This is a genomic window from Exiguobacterium sp. N4-1P, assembly GCF_002214325.1.
The window spans coordinates 794,935-811,900 of sequence record NZ_CP022236.1; the positions used below are offsets into that span (position 1 = coordinate 794,935).

At 47.1% G+C, this 16,966-nt stretch carries 16 protein-coding genes; 15 read left to right on the forward strand and 1 reads right to left on the reverse strand.

Annotation, left to right across the window (positions count from 1 at the left end; all coding sequences use genetic code 11):
- The first annotated feature begins 64 nt into the window (after nucleotides 1-64).
- From A0126_RS04040 to pulA, 9 genes are all read left to right on the forward strand, one after another.
- Nucleotides 65-1,357, forward strand: a complete 1,293-nt coding sequence (locus A0126_RS04040; protein WP_088836544.1) for a nucleotide sugar dehydrogenase — start codon at nucleotides 65-67, stop codon at nucleotides 1,355-1,357.
- Nucleotides 1,354-2,154, forward strand: a complete 801-nt coding sequence (locus A0126_RS04045; RefSeq protein ID WP_088836545.1) for an ABC transporter permease — start codon at nucleotides 1,354-1,356, stop codon at nucleotides 2,152-2,154. The genes A0126_RS04040 and A0126_RS04045 overlap by 4 nt, the downstream gene beginning before the upstream one ends.
- 11 nt (nucleotides 2,155-2,165) lie before the next feature.
- Entirely contained in the window at nucleotides 2,166-2,996 is an 831-nt protein-coding gene (locus tag A0126_RS04050) for an ABC transporter ATP-binding protein (RefSeq protein WP_088836546.1), read from the forward strand.
- A gap of 23 nt (nucleotides 2,997-3,019) precedes the next feature.
- On the forward strand, nucleotides 3,020-4,120 hold the full coding sequence (gene wecB, locus A0126_RS04055) for a non-hydrolyzing UDP-N-acetylglucosamine 2-epimerase (RefSeq protein WP_088836547.1): 1,101 nt from the start codon (nucleotides 3,020-3,022) through the stop codon (nucleotides 4,118-4,120).
- The gene (locus A0126_RS04060) at nucleotides 4,117-4,614 is read left to right on the forward strand and encodes a hypothetical protein (RefSeq protein ID WP_088836548.1); all 498 of its coding nucleotides are present in this window, start codon (nucleotides 4,117-4,119) and stop codon (nucleotides 4,612-4,614) included. Before wecB ends, A0126_RS04060 begins: the two co-directional genes overlap by 4 nt.
- A complete protein-coding gene (locus A0126_RS04065; RefSeq protein ID WP_088836549.1) occupies nucleotides 4,604-5,992 on the forward strand; it encodes an MBOAT family O-acyltransferase in 1,389 nt (462 codons plus the stop codon). Before A0126_RS04060 ends, A0126_RS04065 begins: the two co-directional genes overlap by 11 nt.
- A gap of 16 nt (nucleotides 5,993-6,008) precedes the next feature.
- The gene (locus A0126_RS04070; RefSeq protein WP_088836550.1) at nucleotides 6,009-7,196 is read left to right on the forward strand and encodes a DHHW family protein; all 1,188 of its coding nucleotides are present in this window, start codon (nucleotides 6,009-6,011) and stop codon (nucleotides 7,194-7,196) included.
- A gap of 11 nt (nucleotides 7,197-7,207) precedes the next feature.
- Entirely contained in the window at nucleotides 7,208-8,131 is a 924-nt protein-coding gene (locus tag A0126_RS04075; protein WP_088836551.1) for an LCP family protein, read from the forward strand.
- Nucleotides 8,132-8,477: 346 nt separating this feature from the next.
- Entirely contained in the window at nucleotides 8,478-11,390 is a 2,913-nt protein-coding gene (pulA, locus tag A0126_RS04080) for a type I pullulanase (protein WP_088836552.1), read from the forward strand.
- Between the two features lie 73 nt (nucleotides 11,391-11,463).
- Here the strand turns inward: pulA and A0126_RS04085 are convergent, their stop codons facing one another.
- Nucleotides 11,464-12,717 carry a dicarboxylate/amino acid:cation symporter gene (locus A0126_RS04085; RefSeq protein ID WP_088836553.1) on the reverse strand — a complete coding sequence of 418 codons (1,254 nt, stop codon included), beginning with the start codon at nucleotides 12,715-12,717 and terminating at the stop codon, nucleotides 11,464-11,466.
- A gap of 311 nt (nucleotides 12,718-13,028) precedes the next feature.
- Between A0126_RS04085 and rpsU the strand changes: the two genes are divergently transcribed.
- The 6 genes from rpsU to A0126_RS04115 all read left to right on the forward strand — a co-directional run bounded on the left by rpsU (nucleotide 13,029) and on the right by A0126_RS04115 (nucleotide 16,933).
- Nucleotides 13,029-13,202: a 30S ribosomal protein S21 gene (rpsU, locus tag A0126_RS04090; protein WP_012369719.1), complete on the forward strand. Its 174-nt coding sequence runs from the start codon at nucleotides 13,029-13,031 to the stop codon at nucleotides 13,200-13,202.
- Between the two features lie 21 nt (nucleotides 13,203-13,223).
- Nucleotides 13,224-13,670, forward strand: a complete 447-nt coding sequence (locus A0126_RS04095) for a GatB/YqeY domain-containing protein (protein WP_029332932.1) — start codon at nucleotides 13,224-13,226, stop codon at nucleotides 13,668-13,670.
- Nucleotides 13,671-13,863: 193 nt separating this feature from the next.
- Complete coding sequence (locus tag A0126_RS04100; RefSeq protein WP_034801219.1) at nucleotides 13,864-14,373, forward strand: NfeD family protein; 510 nt, start codon at nucleotides 13,864-13,866, stop codon at nucleotides 14,371-14,373.
- Nucleotides 14,370-15,353 (forward strand): flotillin-like protein FloA, encoded by a 984-nt coding sequence (gene floA / locus A0126_RS04105; protein ID WP_029332934.1) that lies wholly within the window; start codon nucleotides 14,370-14,372, stop codon nucleotides 15,351-15,353. Before A0126_RS04100 ends, floA begins: the two co-directional genes overlap by 4 nt.
- A 13-nt stretch (nucleotides 15,354-15,366) precedes the next feature.
- Nucleotides 15,367-15,810 carry a hypothetical protein gene (locus A0126_RS04110; RefSeq protein WP_088836554.1) on the forward strand — a complete coding sequence of 148 codons (444 nt, stop codon included), beginning with the start codon at nucleotides 15,367-15,369 and terminating at the stop codon, nucleotides 15,808-15,810.
- A 160-nt stretch (nucleotides 15,811-15,970) separates the two neighbouring features.
- A complete protein-coding gene (locus tag A0126_RS04115; protein ID WP_088836555.1) occupies nucleotides 15,971-16,933 on the forward strand; it encodes a PhoH family protein in 963 nt (320 codons plus the stop codon).
- The last annotated feature ends 33 nt before the right edge of the window (nucleotides 16,934-16,966 follow it).

The following is a 16,966-nucleotide window of genomic DNA, read 5'->3' on the forward strand; positions in this document are numbered from 1 at the left end:
ACAGCCACGTCATGTTCGATGCAAGGTTTGACGTGAACTACACACTAGATGGAGGAATGACAAAATGAAACTTTGTACAATCGGACTTGGATATATTGGATTACCTTCTTCTGCGATGTTCGCAGATCACGGCACAGAAGTAGTCGGTGTCGATATCGACCCGCGAATCGTTCAAATGTTGAATGCAGGAGATATCCATATTGAAGAACCAGGCTTAGAAGACGTCATCAAACGAGTCGTCGCGAACGGTACGTTCCGTGCGACATTAACGCCGGAACAAGCTGATGTCTTTCTGGTTGCCGTTCCGACGCCGAACCTTGACGATACGTACAAATCATGTGACTTGAAATATGTCATTTCAGCAGTACGCAATCTGCTGCCACACTTAGAAAAAGGGAACGTCGTCATCGTCGAATCAACAATCGCACCACGGACGATGGATGACCATGTACGACCATTGATTGAAGAAGCGGGCTTTAAGATTGGCGAAGACGTGTTCGTCGTCCATTGTCCGGAACGGGTTTTACCGGGACAAATTCTTCATGAATTGATTCATAACAACCGGATTGTTGGGGGACTGACGGAAGCGTGTGCCAAGGCCGGGGCCGCTGTCTACCGGACTTTCGTCCAGGGAGAAATCGTCCAGACGGATGCGAAGACGGCAGAGATGTCAAAGTTGATGGAAAATACATTCCGTGACGTCAACATCGCACTTGCGAACGAATTAACACAAGTGTGTCACCAACTTAAAATTAACGTCCTCGATGTCATTGAGATGGCAAACATGCACCCACGCGTTAACTTGCATCATCCGGGACCGGGTGTCGGAGGACATTGTCTTGCCGTCGATCCGTACTTCATCGTCGCGAAGGCGCCGTCGCTTGCACGAATCATCCATACGGCGCGTGATACGAATGTCAACATGCCCCGTTTCGTTGCGGATCAAGCAGAACGCCTCGTCGCCAACCGTGTCCGTCCGAAAATTGCTGTCTTCGGTGTCACGTATAAAGGAAACGTTGATGATATGCGGGAAAGTCCGGCAGTCGAAGTCATCGAACAATTACTAGATCGTGGACTCGATGTCGCAGTCTGTGATCCGCACGTCGAACGCTCGATTTCGTCACGCTTCACATTAGTCGACGAGATTGAAGCAATCCAAGGAGCTGACCTTGCCCTTGTCCTTGTCGATCACGATGAATTCAAGGCATTTGATTCACGTCGTCTGAAAAACCAAATGCGGACACCAGTCTTATTCGATACGAAAGGCGTCGTCGGAGAGCTTGAAGACATCATGGTCCTTAACTTCGGTAACTTGCATACACATAACACGATGAAAGTAGACGCTGAAGCGATATGAAGAGCGTCCGTACTGTTCTCAATGAGTTGAAAGATCATCTTTACCTGATCGTACGTCTTTCACTCTATGAGACAAAAAGCCAATACAGCATGCAATACCTCGGGTGGTTTTGGGAAATCATGACGCCGTTGTTGCAAATCGGTGTCTACTGGGTCGTCTTCGGTTTTGGCATTCGAGGTGGACACCCGGTTGACGGGATTCCGTTTGTCTTATGGTTAGTCAGTGGATTGATTGCCTGGTTCTTTATCGGAAGTACGATTCCGAGTGGGTCCCGTTCCATCTATGGACGGGTCGCGCTCGTCTCAAAGATGCATTTCCCGTTGAGTACGATTCCGGCCTATGTCATTTTGGCACAATTTTATCGGCACATTGCGATGGTCCTCCTGACAATCATTCTTGGAGCTGCCTTTAGTTATTTTCCGGGATGGCATACGTTCGAACTGTTGTACATCATACCGGCAGGAATCATTTTCTTATATGCGGTCTCGCTCCTGTTGTCGGCGCTCGCGACGATGGTCCGGGATGTCCAAAACATGGTCACATCAGGCATGCGGATGTTGATGTATTTGACGCCAATCATGTGGGTCCCACCCGATCATTCCATCTTTAAGACGTTGTTGATGATCAATCCACTCGTCTATTTGATCGAAGGGTATCGTTCAGCCTTAATCGGAACGGGGTATTTGATGGAGCATCTTTGGTACGGCTGTTATTTTTGGAGCATTACCGCAGTGATTTTAATGACAGGTGCAACCGTCCATATCCGATTCCGTCGTTATTTCATTGATTATGTGTAGGAGGAACGAAGATGAGTCATGTCGTGTTTGAAAATGTCTCGAAGCGATACGTCTTGTATTCGCGTCCGATTGATAAGTTAAAAGAGGTTTTATTTGGCAAGATGAGCGGAAAGCCGTTCTATGCCTTAAAGAATGTATCGTTTTCAGTCGAACAAGGTGAAATCGTTGGTGTCGTCGGCATCAACGGAAGCGGGAAATCGACGTTGTCACATCTCCTTGCGAACGTCACGCCTCCGACGTACGGGCAGGTGACGTTGCGTGGTAAGTCAGCCTTAATTGCCATCTCGAGCGGATTGAACAATCAGTTGACGGGGCGCGACAATATCGAGCTCAAGGGGCTGATGATGGGACTGAACAAAAAACAAATCCGAATGATCACTCCAGACATTTTAGAATTCGCCGACATCGGGGAATTCATCGACCAGCCGGTCAAAACGTATTCGAGCGGGATGCGGGCCCGCTTAGGGTTTGCGATTTCCATCAACATCAATCCAGATATCTTGATTATCGACGAAGCCTTATCGGTCGGCGATCAGACGTTTACGGAAAAATGCTTGGATAAGATGCGCGAGTTTCGTGATCAAGGGAAAACGATTTTCTTCATCAGTCATTCGCTCAGTCAGGTCAAAAGTTTTTGTTCAAAAGTCTTATGGCTCGAATACGGCGAAGTCCGGATGTTCGGACCAACCGCAGAGACGATGGCGGAGTACAACAAGTATCTCTACTGGCATAAACAGTTATCGAAAAAGCAAGTTGCCCATTACGTGGCAAAAAAACGGACAGGACGAAGTGATGAAATCGAACGGTCCGTCCGTGGCGAGACGATTGAATTGTCATCATGAATAAGGAATAGGGGATGGAATGGATGAAAAAAGTCATGCTTGTATTTGGAACGAGACCGGAAGCGATTAAAATGGCGCCCGTCGTCAAAGCACTTGAGGCGCGCGAAGGTGTCGAGCCGATCGTCGTCGTCACGGCGCAACATCGTGAGATGCTTGATCAAGTCTTGGAGTTGTTCCAGATTGTTCCCGATCACGATTTAGATTTGATGCGTCCACGGCAAACACTCGAAGAAATGACGGCACGGATTTTGAATGCGATGCGTCGTGTCCTCGAAAAGGAGCAACCCGATCTCGTGTTAGTCCATGGGGATACGACAACGACGTTCGCTGCTTCGCTCGCTGCTTTTTACCAACAAATTCCGGTCGGACATGTCGAGGCGGGATTACGGACCTACCAAAAATATGCACCATTCCCGGAAGAGATGAATCGTCAATTGACAGGTGTGCTGGCTGATTTTCATTTTGCACCGACAGATCAAGCAGCGGAAAATCTCCGACGCGAGCATAAACAGACACCGATCATCGTGACCGGGAACACCGTCATCGATGCGCTCAAGACAACCGTCTCGTCCGACTATACGCACCCAGTCTTAACGGACTTAGAGGCGAGCGGACGCAAGTTAATTTTACTGACCGTCCACCGGCGCGAAAATCACCTCCAGCTGTCGCACATCTTTGATGCCATCGAACGGTTGGCAGAGACGCATGCAGATATTGAAATCGTCTACCCCGTCCATCCGAACCCAATCGTGCTCGAAGCGGCGGAGCAATTGAAACACCATCCGCGCATTCACTTGATTGACCCACTCGATGTGTTTGATTTTCATAACTTAGCGGCCCGGGCAACGTTTATTTTGACAGACTCCGGCGGTATCCAAGAAGAAGCGCCATCGCTCGGTGTACCAGTACTTGTTCTGCGGGAGACGACAGAACGGCCGGAAGGTGTTGCAGCCGGGACATTAAAACTTGTCGGGACAAATCCGGAACGTATTTTTGAGATGAGTCATCGCTTATTGACGGATGAAGAAATGTATCAGGGGATGGCACAGGCCGCGAATCCTTACGGTGACGGTCATGCGGCGGAACGTATCGTTGACGCGATCATGAGCGAGGTCCCGGTATGAGAACAGCACGTACGTTTCATTTAGCAAGTTATCATTTTTTTCCGCAGGGAAGTCAAGAAAAGATTCTGTTAGAAGACGAAGCGGTTGGTGTGTTGTTCGATTTCCAGGCGGCGACGGATGCGGATAAATTGTATATCCAATTGTTTGATCAAGGTTTCCAGTATCCGCCGTCAAAGCTGTACCGCCAAGATGCCGCTTTCGGACAGGCGGACGTCATTCATGTGACGTGTCGTTTTGAAACCGATGTTCCTTGTCAAGTCCAACTCTTTAAGATGCAATACGGAAATAAAAAACGCATGGGGTCGGAGTCGGAGTTCGTCATGCTCGACGGAGCAACTGATCTTCAGATTCAACTGGAGCGGATGAAAGGGGCACAGTATTTTAAAATTGCCTTTAAGTTTCTCGTAGCAGGTGACGTCCGGATCCAACTGACCGAGTTGAAGATCGCTGAACGTATTCAACTGAAACAGGAGGATCCTCACTATGCTGTTTAGTTCGACGATTTTCTTATTTGTGTTTTTACCGGTCGTCCTGCTTGTCTATCATCTAGTGCCACGATTTTTTCGTAACGGCTGGCTCCTTGTAGCGAGCCTTTTCTTTTACGCTTGGGGAGAACCGAAGTTCGTTTTACTGATGCTCGCGAGTATCCTGATCAACTATTTGTTTGCCCTGATGGTCGATACGTACCGGCACCGTGTCGGCATCAAACCTGTCATGGCGAGTATGGTCATCACGAACCTCGCTTTACTCGGGTGGTTCAAGTACAGTGGCTTTTTCATGGCGTCTTTGAATCAAACGTTTCAGGTGGAACTGTTTGTTCCGGAAGTCGTGTTACCGATCGGGATTTCCTTCTTTACGTTTCAGGCGATGAGTTACGTCATCGATGTCTACCGGGAAGCGGGGAAAGTCCAAAAAAACCCGCTTGATTTAGCTTTGTATATCGCGTTATTTCCGCAATTGATTGCCGGGCCAATCGTCCGCTACGAGACGGTCGCAAATGAAATCAACGATCGGCAAGAGACATTACCTGATTTCGCACTTGGTGTCCGCCGCTTTATTATCGGGTTGTCGAAAAAATTGATTTTAGCGAATGGCTGCGGGCAAGTGGCAGATGCCGTCTTCAAGATGAATGATTTGTCGATGGGTCTGGCATGGATCGGCATCATCGCCTATGCGCTACAAATTTACTTTGATTTTTCGGGATATAGCGACATGGCGATTGGACTCGGACTGATGTTCGGATTTCATTTTTTGGAAAACTTCAACTATCCCTACATCGCGAAGTCCGTCTCGGAGTTTTGGCGACGTTGGCATATCTCACTCGGCTCATGGTTCCGTGATTACGTCTATATCCCGCTTGGCGGCAATCGTGTCTCGCCGCTCAAACAGTATCGAAATCTTGCAGTCGTCTGGATGCTGACGGGCCTCTGGCATGGTGCGAGTTGGACGTTCGTCGCCTGGGGTGCGTACTACGGGATATGGATTATGCTCGAGAAAGCATTTCTCGGGAAATTATTACGCCGTGTCCCCGTCATTTCGACGATTTGGACATTCATTCTTGTGTTAGTCGGCTGGGTCTTTTTCCGTGCAACGACATTTCCGGACGCACTCGAGTACTTGCGTGCGATGTTTATCCCGACAGAAGTGTGGGATGAACGTGCCAGTTACCAGCTCGTCCAAAATGGTGTCATCTTACTGCTTGCCGCGTTTGCTGCGACACCGCTACCAAAAATACTGGGTCAGTGGATCGTCGAACGGCTCGGGAAAGTCGGCCAGACGATTCAGTATGGCTATGCGATGTTGTTACTGTTTCTTGCGACATCTGCCCTCGTCGCGAGTACCTTCAATCCGTTCATTTATTTCCGTTTTTAAGTAAGGAGGAATCAGCATGGCACATGCGCCACTCAGACCAGACAAAGACCAGAGGCCACGAAAGAAGTACTCGTTCGAACGACGGATGATGGCGGCGACGGCAGTCAGTTTCATGGTCATCCTGACGATGGTTGGTCTTGGGACGGTCTTGAAACAGGACCGTGTCATGTCACAACTTGAAAATCGTTCGCTCGCAAAATTGACGCCACCAACGACAGCAACAGTCGTCAGTGGGGCATACATGGGAGAACTCGAAAAGTATTTTACCGATCAATTGTTGCTTCGTGGGACACTCGTCGAAACACAAGCCCGCTTGTCAAAAAACGTCTTACGCCAACCGTTTCGAAATGGCATTTATACGGCCCCGAATGACTACATGATTGAGTCGAGTCAGGCACAGGTGACACCGATTCCGGACGGTTTTAAGAAATTTGTTCAAGCCGTTGATCGACCTGTCTACATGGCACTAGCTCCTTCAAAGACGGTCGTCGCTGAGAAGAACGGGATTTTACCCGACTATGTCGCGTCGAACGCGACAGTCCGGTACAAAAAGATGGTAGAAGGGTTTGATCAGGCAGGGATGACGAACATTTCGCTCGACCAGTTGAAGCTGTCCGATTATTTTAAAACGGATCATCACTGGAACATTGACGGAGCTTATTTTGCCTATCAGCAAATCGTTCGTCAGTTGCGAGCGGACAAGGTATCGATTAAAGAAGTACCGGTCGCGTCAAACGCCCGGAAAGTATCCGGGCACGAATATTATGGATCACTTGCCCGGAAAACGACCCTCGCCTATGCAACGACCGGCGATACACTTGCTTATTACGATGGAAGCCAGTTCGACGGGATTGATGTGTGCTACGACAACACGTGCCAGCAACCGGTCATCGATGAAAGCTATATCAAGGAAGCAGGTGATTATGCCGACCGGTATGAAGTCTTTTTACGGGGCAACCATGGCATCATGTCGATGCGGTCGGACGTAAAGGGACCAAAACTGCTTGTCCTGAAGGATTCCTTTGCGAATCCTGTCCTGCCGTTTCTCGCCCGAAGTGCGAATCTCGAAGTCGTTGATATCCGGTATGTCAATGCAACATTTGATGTGTCAGAATTCGCAAAACAACAACAAGTCGACGGTGTACTCTTCTTGCATAACTCGAATATCACCGGTCTGATGAAGACGTATCAACAGAAACTGTGAGGAGGTTAATGATGGAATCACGGATGAAGAAAAAGCGACCGAATCCGTTCTTGCGAGTCGCGAGTGTGCTTTTGTTACTAGTCGTCTTGATTGCGAGTGCGACGACCGGATACGCATTTTTAAAGCTCCAACAAACTGCTGATGCATTGATTACTCCACTAAAAGGTGAGCAAAAATTACCACTTGAAGTCATGCAACCTGTCCATGTTTTGTTGATTGGTGTCGATGAACGGAAAAATGATCCGGGTCGGGCCGATGCAATCATGTTGTTATCGTTTAATCCGAAAACAAAACAAGCGAGTTCACTTTCGATTCCGCGCGATATGCAAGTCACGTTAGCAGATGGACAGACGACAAAAATTAATCATACGTATGCCTATGGTGGAGTCGAAGAGACGCTTCAGACGGTCGAAAAGACGTTTGACGTCGAGATTCCGTATTACGCTAAAATCAACATGGATGGACTGATTGAACTCGTTGACGCCGTTGATGGTGTGACGGTTGATAATCCGTCTGCCTTTAGTTGGAACGACCGTCGGCTTCAAAAAGAGTACAAGAAAGGACAGATTGAACTGGACGGTCTCGAAGCGAGTGGTTACGCCCGGATGCGGAAACAGGATCCGCTCGGGGATATGGGACGGCAAATCCGGCAACGGCAAGTTCTTGAGTCTGTCGGAATGAAACTTGCAGGTCCGAACATTTTAACGAAGCTCGAACAACTCAGTCAGGTCTTAGAGGATAATTTCAGTACGAACATTACGTTTTCTGAAGCGACCCAACTGGCACAAGAGAATCAAACCGGTTTCAAACACTTACAATCCTTGAAAATCGACGGCGAAGGGTATATCGCAAGTGACGGCATTTGGTATTTCTTCGCCTCGGATGCGTCGATGCGGGAAACGAAACAAGCACTCGAAGCATTGATGAAGGGATAACACAGACTGTGGAGTTGTCGTTTTCTTCACTTTGTAGACAAAGTGGCGAGAATTAAAAGCGTCTTCCGTCTTGAATCGCTTCCAAAGCGGCGCGTAAGGTTGCCGCTTTGAAGACGAGTCGAGACAGGGAAATGTGACAGAACAGCCTACCCATGCAGGTTTTTTAAGTTTCATAAGCATTTGATCGATATAGGATTGATTTTGGACTGACTTATGAGTCAGCCCTTTTTTGTTCTGGTCCGAAAGGCTTATTTTCTTTAGTTAACTAAAATATACTTTGACAGTATGGGAATTCGTGTGGAAAATGGAAATGAAAACGATTACATACATTCAAGGAGGATGGAACATGAATCGATGGAAATCAGTCTGTGCAGTTGTGCTAACGTTTGCACTAATTTTCAGTTTACTCCCAGTGAACGGATTAGCGCTCGAAAAAGGCAAATCGACGCTCGTCATCATTCACTACAAAGAAGATAAAACGTCAGAAAAAGATTGGAATCTCTGGCTCTGGGCGAACGGACCGGATTACTTCCCGAACAAGGCGCACGTCTTTAACGGAGAAGATGCATACGGAAAGGTTGCCGCTTATGAATTCCCGGTCGACCAACCAGAAAAAATCGGCTTTATCGTCCGTGATGATAACTGGAACAAAGATTCCGGTTCTGAAAATGACCGATTCATCACAAAAGACATGATTAAAGATGGTGTCGCGGAAGTGTGGATTGCATCCGGAAGTAAAGACGTCTCACCGGTCAATCCGACAGGCGGGGCTGACGTCGAATCAATCAAAACGAACGTCCATTATTATCGTTATGACAACGATTATGAAAAATATGGCGTTTGGGCATGGCCGAATGCGGCAGATGGACAACGGTTTGAATTTAATCAACAAGATGAGTTTGGTGCTGTCACAACCGTGTCGCTTGCGAACCCAACGAAACAACGACTCGTCGGGATCATTCCGCATATCGAAGGCTGGTCTGAAAAAGACGGGGCGGATCGTTTCTTCTATGCCGGAGCAAAAGACATCTGGTTAATCGAAGGGGATCAAACAATCTACTACAGAAAACCGGAAATTGACCGGACACCTAAGATTACGAGTTTCCTCGCAGATGACTTTAAGAAGCTGACGCTCAAAACGAACGCGCCCGTCTCAGCAGACGATATCGGACAATTTTCGTTCACGGGACTCGTCAATCCGGTCGTCACACAACTTGACGCGAAGACACTTGAAGTAACGGTTTCGTCCGACATCGATTTAGCAAAGATCGTGACTGTGACACATCCTGTCTTCGGTGAAGGCGTGCTTGAAGCAGGACAGGTCTTACGTTCTGATGCCTTTGATCAAAAGTATGCCTATGATGGCAAGTTAGGTGTGACGTATAAAAAATCAAAAACGACGTTCCGTTTGTGGGCACCAACCGCTCAAACGGTCGAGCTCGAGTTATACAAGTTACCAAAACAAGCAGCAGCAACAACAAAAGACATCACACAAGAAATCGAGATGAAACGTGGTGATCGTGGCGTCTTTACCGTCACTGTAAAAGGTGACCTCGACGGGACAGGCTACACATATGAAGTGAAACATGCAAAAGATACGACGCGTGCCGTCGATCCATATGCGACAGCTGTTGCTGTCAATGGGGATCAAGGTGTTGTCGTTGATTTAAAGGAGACGGATCCGAAACGCTGGACGAAATCAAAGATGCCGCTTAAACAAGCGACAGATGCCATCATCTATGAAACCCACGTCCGTGATTTGTCGATGTTTGATGTGACCGGTTCAAGATATGATTCAGGAATTAAGCAAAAAGGGAAGTACCTCGGAGTAGTTGAACGTGGAACACGTTTAATGAAAGATGGCAAGAAAACGAAGACGAAAACAGGACTTGATCATCTCAAAGAACTTGGCATCACACATGTTCAGTTCATTCCAGTGTACGACTTCAATACGGCTTCCGTCGATGAGACGAATCCGCTAAAATCATACAACTGGGGATATGACCCGAAAAACTACAATGCACCAGAAGGTTCATATGCGACGAATCCATATGACCCGAAAGTCAGAATCACAGAGATGAAACAGATGATTCAAGGTCTTCATGACAATGGGCTACGTGCCGTCATGGATGTCGTCTACAACCATATGTTCGACGCCAAAGCATCGAACCTCGATAAAATCGTCCCGGGTTACTATTACCGTTACACAGCGGGTGGCGATTTAGCGAACGGGACGGGTGTCGGGAATGATACAGCGTCAGAACGCCAGATGATGCATAAGTTGATCGTCGACTCCGTCGGATACTGGGCAAAAGAGTACCACTGGGACGGTTTCCGGTTTGATTTGATGGGGATCCATGACGTCAAGACGATGAATGCCGTCAAAAAGACGACAACTAAAATCGATCCATCAATCCTTGTTTTTGGCGAAGGGTGGAGCTTGAACACACCACTTCCTGAAACAGAAAAAGCGAATCAGACAAATGCAAAACAAATGCCGGGCGTCGCCCACTTCAACGATAACTTGCGTGATGCGCTTAAAGGAAGTGTCTTTGAAGATACGGATGCAGGATTCATTAACGGGAAAACAGGTCTTGAAACACGCATTAAACGCGGAATCGTCGGTGAGATTGCGTATAACCAAGACATCACAGGATTTGCAGCAGAGCCGAATCAAACCATCACGTATGTGGAAGCACACGACAACCATACGTTATGGGATAAGTTGAACTTAACGAACCCGAACGATACGGATGCGACGAAAACGAAAATGCACCGCTTGGCGTCAAGCATCCTGTTAACGTCACAAGGGACGACGTTCATTCATGCCGGTCAAGATTTCATGCGGACGAAGGGCGGCGACCATAATTCGTATAAATCACCGGACTCCGTCAACCAGCTCGACTGGAAACGGAAGATGGATCGTCAACAAGACGTCGATTACATGAAGGGCTTGATTGAAGTCCGGAAAGCAAATCCGGCACTTCACCTCGGATCAGCGAAAGACATCAGACGGTATTTGACGTTTGTCGATACGATGGAGCAAGTCGTCGCGTATCAACTTTCAGAAGATGCACCACATCAAAAAGCAGAGTTGTTCGTTGTCCATAACGCAAAACGTGCTGCGGTCAAGCTGACGCTTCCGAAAGGAAAGTGGAAGTTGATCGTCGATGGTAAAACAGCAGGGACGAAAACACTTCGAAATGTTTCAGGCAGCATCACGGTAGATCCACTCAGTTCATTTGTTCTAAAAAAATAACAAGATACAAAAAGGTCGTCCCTACCATGAGTGATTCACGGTAGGGACGACCTTTTTTCATCAAGCGGAAAACTTACGCGTAGCGCTCGTCTTCGACTTCCTTATCTTTTAAGTTACCTTCTTCCGATTTCGCTACGATGACGGCACAAGCAGCGTCACCAGTGACGTTGACGGCAGTCCGCATCATGTCGAGTAGACGATCGACCCCGATGATTAAGGCGATTCCTTCGACGGGAAGGTTGACCGACTGGAGGACCATCGTCAGCATGACGAGGCCGACTCCAGGCACACCAGCTGTTCCGACAGACGCGAGAACGGCAGTCAAGACGACCGTCGCGAGTTGTCCTGGTGTTAAATCGACATTATAGACTTGCGCGATGAAAACGGTCGCGACCCCTTGCATGATTGCTGTTCCGTCCATGTTGATCGTCGCACCAAGCGGTTGAACGAAACTTGAGACAGACCGTGGTACTTTAAGTTCACGTTGCGCCGTTTGCATCGCGACCGGAAGTGTTGCGTTCGACGAAGATGTCGAGAAGGCGAACATCATGACGGGTGCAAACTTCTTGAAGAAGAAGATCGGATTCATTTTTCCGATCAAAGAGACGGCAGAACCATATGTGAATAATGAATGAACGATTAATGATAAGACGACGATCGACATATACGCGAACATTGCTTGTAATGATTTAAGACCTAATGAACCAACGGCTGAAGCGATCAAGGCGAAAGCTCCGAGCGGCGCCATTTTCATGACGAGTGTGATTAAGTACGTCATCAAGTCATTGCCTTGTTCGATGAACGAACGAAGCGTTGCTGCTTTCTTACCTAAGAACGTAATTCCGAACCCGACGAACACACTGAAGACGATGATTTGGAGCATGTTACCTTCCGCCATCGCCGTGATCGGGTTTGTCGGGAACATCCCGACGATCGTATTGATGATACTTGTATCAGGAATCTCACCGGTTGCCTTTGAGAGTCCTTCCGTCGAGAAAGTACCACGTTCGCCCGGTTTGATTAATAAGGCAAGACCAAGTGCGATGATGATCGCAACTGCTGTCGTCGATAAGAAAAACCCGATGGCTTTTCCGCCGACACGACCCAATTCTTTTGGGTTCCCGAGACCCATGACACCGAGGGAAATGGAGAAGAAGACGATCGGTACAACAAGCATTTTAATCAGGTTCAAGAAAATCGTCCCGATTGGTTGTAAGGCATACATATTTAATTTTTCGTAAATCGTCTTGTCAGGTAGAGCGGCTAGGACAAGTCCTAAGGCGATACCGATGAGAAGACCCCAGATGACTCGTTTTGCTTCTTTCATAAATAATACCAACTCCTTTTTCAGATAACTGTTTATATTTTGACACATCATTCACTGTTTTGACAAAACATTTTAATGATTTTAAGAAAGCGCTTACAAAAAGTGCCGCGTTTTTTTAGGTAAAACAGATGAATCTGTTGTAAATAATGGGACGACATGAGACTATAGAAAGGAACAAAAAGGAACATATCAAGGATGTAATGAGAACATGTCAATCAACTATTGACCATTCTGTACATTCCTACTATAATGTTATATGACGTGTCTGACACGTTTCCTTTAGTCGGTAATATCGGAGGGAGGGAAAACTAGTGGAAACTCGTGTACGTAAAAATGAATCACTTGAAGACGCACTTCGTCGCTTCAAACGTGGTGTTTCAAAAGATGGTACGCTTGCTGAAGTTCGTAAACGTAAACACTACGAAAAGCCAAGTGTAAAACGTAAGCTTAAATCGGAGGCTGCGCGTAAGCGTAAGAAGTTCTAACGTTAGAGAGGGTGTATCCTCATGAGTCTTCAAGAGCGTTTGACAGCGGATATGAAGGAAGCCATGCGTTCGCGTGAGAAAGATCGTCTGACGACGATTCGGATGGTGAAGTCGTCCCTGCAAAATGAAGCGATTAAACTCGGTAAGCAAGAATTAACTGATGAGGAAGAGCTAACTATACTCTCACGTGAGATGAAACAGCGCAACGACTCCCTCCGAGAATTCGAAAGCGCTGATCGTCACGACCTCGTCGAGAAGATTCAAGCAGAGATTATCGTGCTCGAAGCTTATATGCCAAAACAACTTTCTCAAGAAGAAGTTCAGGAAATCGTTGATGCAGCTATTGCACAGACGGGTGCCTCTGCTCCTTCTGATATGGGGAAAGTAATGGGTGTCGTCATGCCGCAGCTTAAGGGCAAGGCGGACGGTGCTTTGATTAATCGACTTGTTAAACAACAATTAAATTGATCAATTTTGAAGGTATCCCACGGGATACCTTTTTTTTTATTTGTTTTTTTGACACATATTATCGGAATAATTAGAAATTAAAAGAGTTGTGAAACCTTTTAATGGGTGAAAGCGTATATAATAAGAGTAACAAAGAAATGTGTTTCAAAAGGGGAGAAGCGTCTGATTCTGATAAAAAGGGGTGAACGGAGTAATGTCTTTTAGCTTAGGGATGATTTTAGCGGTCTTCTTGGTCGGTGTCGTTATGTTGCTGATCGAAATATTCGTCACAGGATTCGGTATCTTTGGAGTTGTGGGTATCGGTGCTGTCCTCGCGAGCCTGATCATGGCGGGTGCGACGGTCGGTCAAGTCGGCCTTGCGATAGGTCTATCCGTATTTTTGTCGCTGGCGGCAGGATACTGGGCATACCGAAGAATCAAATCCAACCAGTCATTGTTATGGAGAGGTTTGATTTTGACGGATTCGACATCGTCGGAAAAAGGGTATTTGTCACATGAAGAGAAAGTTCAACTCAATGGCAAGGAAGGTATCAGTTTGACGCCTTTACGACCTGCTGGAACGATTGAAATCGATGGGAATCGGATCGATGCAGTGACTGAAGGGAATTTTATCGGCTCTGGTGAGCGAATTATCGTCAAAGAAGTGACACACGGACGCGTCGTCGTTCGAGTCCAAACTACGAAGGAGGAGTCAATCACATGACACCTGAACTGTTAACGGTCCTACTCATATCCGGAGGAGTCTTAATCTTCCTCGCAATTTTCTTTACGCTCGTTCCAATCCCACTGTGGATTAGTTCTTTGGCGGCCGGCGTCCGCGTCTCGATTTTCACACTCGTTGGAATGCGTTTACGTCGCGTCACACCATCTAAAATCGTCAATCCGTTAATTAAAGCCGTCAAAGCTGGCTTAAACTTGAATACGAACCAACTTGAAAGTCATTTTCTTGCCGGTGGTAACGTCGACCGTGTTGTCAATGCGTTGATTGCCGCGCATCGTGCAAACATCGAACTTAGTTTCGAACGTGCGGCCGCGATTGATTTGGCAGGACGAAACGTGCTTGAAGCAGTACAGATGTCAGTTAATCCAAAAGTCATCGAAACACCATTCATCGCAGGTGTTGCGATGAACGGGATTGAAGTAAAAGCAAAAGCAAGAATCACAGTCCGGGCTAACATTGACCGTCTTGTCGGTGGTGCGGGTGAAGAAACAGTCATCGCCCGTGTCGGCGAAGGTGTCATTTCGACAATCGGTTCGTGTCACGATCAAAAAGAAGTGCTTGAAAATCCGGAAATGATTTCACGAACGGTTCTTGCGAAAGGCCTTGATTCCGGTACGGCGTTCGAAATTCTATCAATCGATATCGCGGACATCGATATCGGGAAAAATATCGGTGCTGTTCTTCAAACGGATCAAGCGGAAGCGGATAAAAACATCGCCCAAGCGAAAGCGGAAGAGCGTCGTGCGATGGCGATTGCGAGCGAACAAGAAATGAAATCACGTGTCGAAGAAATGCGAGCGAAAGTTGTTGCAGCCGAAGCGGAAGTCCCGCTTGCGATTTCGGAAGCGCTTCGTGACGGAAACTTCAGCGTGATGGATTATGCGAATTACCTCAACGTGACAGCAGATACGAAGATGCGCCAGGCAATTGGTGGTCAGTCTTCGCCGAATGACTCACAATAAAGGATGATGTAGGATGGGAAGTTTAATCTGGGTCGGTTTAATGGTGGCATTTGGCGTCATTTCTGTCATTTCTAAAGCGGCAGATAAAAGTAAAGCTAACCAACCGACAAGGACGCCATCAAAAGAGTTTGGGGATTATGTGAAGAACATGGTGGGGCAGGCGGAAGCGATGACGAAGGATGATGCACCGCCGGCTGTAAAAAAGAAACAGCAACGTCCGCTGTTAGAAGATCGTCGAACGGACATGCAACGGCATACGGATCGTCAACTGGTTTCTAAAACGAGTACGAATATCGGACAGATTAAAGGTTCAATCGCCGAAGGAGCAATCGGGACGAAAGCGGTCAAGAAAACAGGGATGCAAACGACGCAAGAAGAAGCACGTCGTGCCATCATCTGGAGTGAAGTCCTCGGTCCACCCGTTTCAAAACGTAAAACGAAAACACCCCATTCATAAGAACAGGTCAGCTTCCTAATTTTAAGGGGAGCTGACCTTTTTAGGTGTTTCAACAAGATGGGTTTTTCTTTCCATCTATTATTAGGAAATGCTAAAGTAGAAGAGAATAGATTTGTGGCGATGACATACTGTTGTCCATCATTAGGAGGCCAATCATAACGTGATATTTAATGAAAGAATTCCATTCGCATTCTCGAATTCAGATCAGACGCAAGCATTCGTTGGACCGAATGATGCGGTGCTTAAAACAATGGAGGCAGAACTTGATGTTCAGCTCGTTCATCGAGGTGATGAATTGGTTGTTCAAGCAGAAATGGAGGACTCGATTAGACTGGCGACACAAGTCATCGGCGTTCTCACGCAGCTCGTGAATCGTGGGGCAGTTTTAACGGAGCGTGACGCAACAAGTGCAATTCAATTGGCACGACAAAATCGAGTCGATGAATTACTTGAATTATATGACACCGTCGTTCATACGAATCATAAAGGAAAACCATTACGTGCAAAAACACTAGGTCAAGCACGTTATGTACGCGGTATTGAGAAATACGATTTAACGTTCGGAATCGGACCTGCTGGGACAGGGAAAACGTATTTAGCTGTCGTCATGGCGGCGAAAGCCCTGAAAGAGGGGCATGTGAAACGGCTTGTCCTTACACGTCCTGCTGTTGAAGCTGGTGAAAGTCTAGGTTTCTTACCGGGGGACTTAAAAGAAAAAGTCGATCCTTACCTTCGTCCGTTATACGATGCGCTCCATGATGTGTTAGGTGTCGAACATACGGCGCGCTTATTAGAGCGCGGTGTGATTGAAATTGCTCCACTTGCCTACATGCGTGGACGAACGCTCGAACATGCCTTCGTCATCTTGGATGAAGCTCAAAATACGACAAAAGAACAAATGAAAATGTTTTTGACGCGACTCGGATTTCATTCGAAAATGATTGTTACAGGAGATTTGACGCAAGTCGACTTGCCTCGGGGAAAAGCCTCTGGATTGCAAGAAGCCTTGAATTTGTTAGGTGATGTTCGAGGCATTCATTTTGAACACTTCAGTTCTGCTGATGTCGTTCGTCATCCACTTGTCCGGAAAATCATTGATGCGTACAGCCAAGAAATCGGCTGAAACTCAACCATGAAAGTAAGGGGAAGGGGACTA

What these genes read in the sequence shown, in the direction of transcription:
- A0126_RS04075 (WP_088836551.1), top strand. Translation starts at nt 7,208, where the DNA reads ATGGAATCACGGATGAAGAAAAAGCGACCGAATCCGTTCTTGCGAGTC.
- A0126_RS04085 (WP_088836553.1), bottom strand. Translation starts at nt 12,717, where the DNA reads ATGAAAGAAGCAAAACGAGTCATCTGGGGTCTTCTCATCGGTATCGCC.
- A0126_RS04050 (WP_088836546.1), top strand. Translation starts at nt 2,166, where the DNA reads ATGAGTCATGTCGTGTTTGAAAATGTCTCGAAGCGATACGTCTTGTAT.
- wecB (WP_088836547.1), top strand. Translation starts at nt 3,020, where the DNA reads ATGAAAAAAGTCATGCTTGTATTTGGAACGAGACCGGAAGCGATTAAA.
- pulA (WP_088836552.1), top strand. Translation starts at nt 8,478, where the DNA reads ATGAATCGATGGAAATCAGTCTGTGCAGTTGTGCTAACGTTTGCACTA.
- A0126_RS04045 (WP_088836545.1), top strand. Translation starts at nt 1,354, where the DNA reads ATGAAGAGCGTCCGTACTGTTCTCAATGAGTTGAAAGATCATCTTTAC.
- A0126_RS04065 (WP_088836549.1), top strand. Translation starts at nt 4,604, where the DNA reads ATGCTGTTTAGTTCGACGATTTTCTTATTTGTGTTTTTACCGGTCGTC.
- A0126_RS04070 (WP_088836550.1), top strand. Translation starts at nt 6,009, where the DNA reads ATGGCACATGCGCCACTCAGACCAGACAAAGACCAGAGGCCACGAAAG.
- A0126_RS04040 (WP_088836544.1), top strand. Translation starts at nt 65, where the DNA reads ATGAAACTTTGTACAATCGGACTTGGATATATTGGATTACCTTCTTCT.
- A0126_RS04100 (WP_034801219.1), top strand. Translation starts at nt 13,864, where the DNA reads ATGTCTTTTAGCTTAGGGATGATTTTAGCGGTCTTCTTGGTCGGTGTC.
- A0126_RS04110 (WP_088836554.1), top strand. Translation starts at nt 15,367, where the DNA reads ATGGGAAGTTTAATCTGGGTCGGTTTAATGGTGGCATTTGGCGTCATT.
- floA (WP_029332934.1), top strand. Translation starts at nt 14,370, where the DNA reads ATGACACCTGAACTGTTAACGGTCCTACTCATATCCGGAGGAGTCTTA.
- A0126_RS04060 (WP_088836548.1), top strand. Translation starts at nt 4,117, where the DNA reads ATGAGAACAGCACGTACGTTTCATTTAGCAAGTTATCATTTTTTTCCG.
- A0126_RS04095 (WP_029332932.1), top strand. Translation starts at nt 13,224, where the DNA reads ATGAGTCTTCAAGAGCGTTTGACAGCGGATATGAAGGAAGCCATGCGT.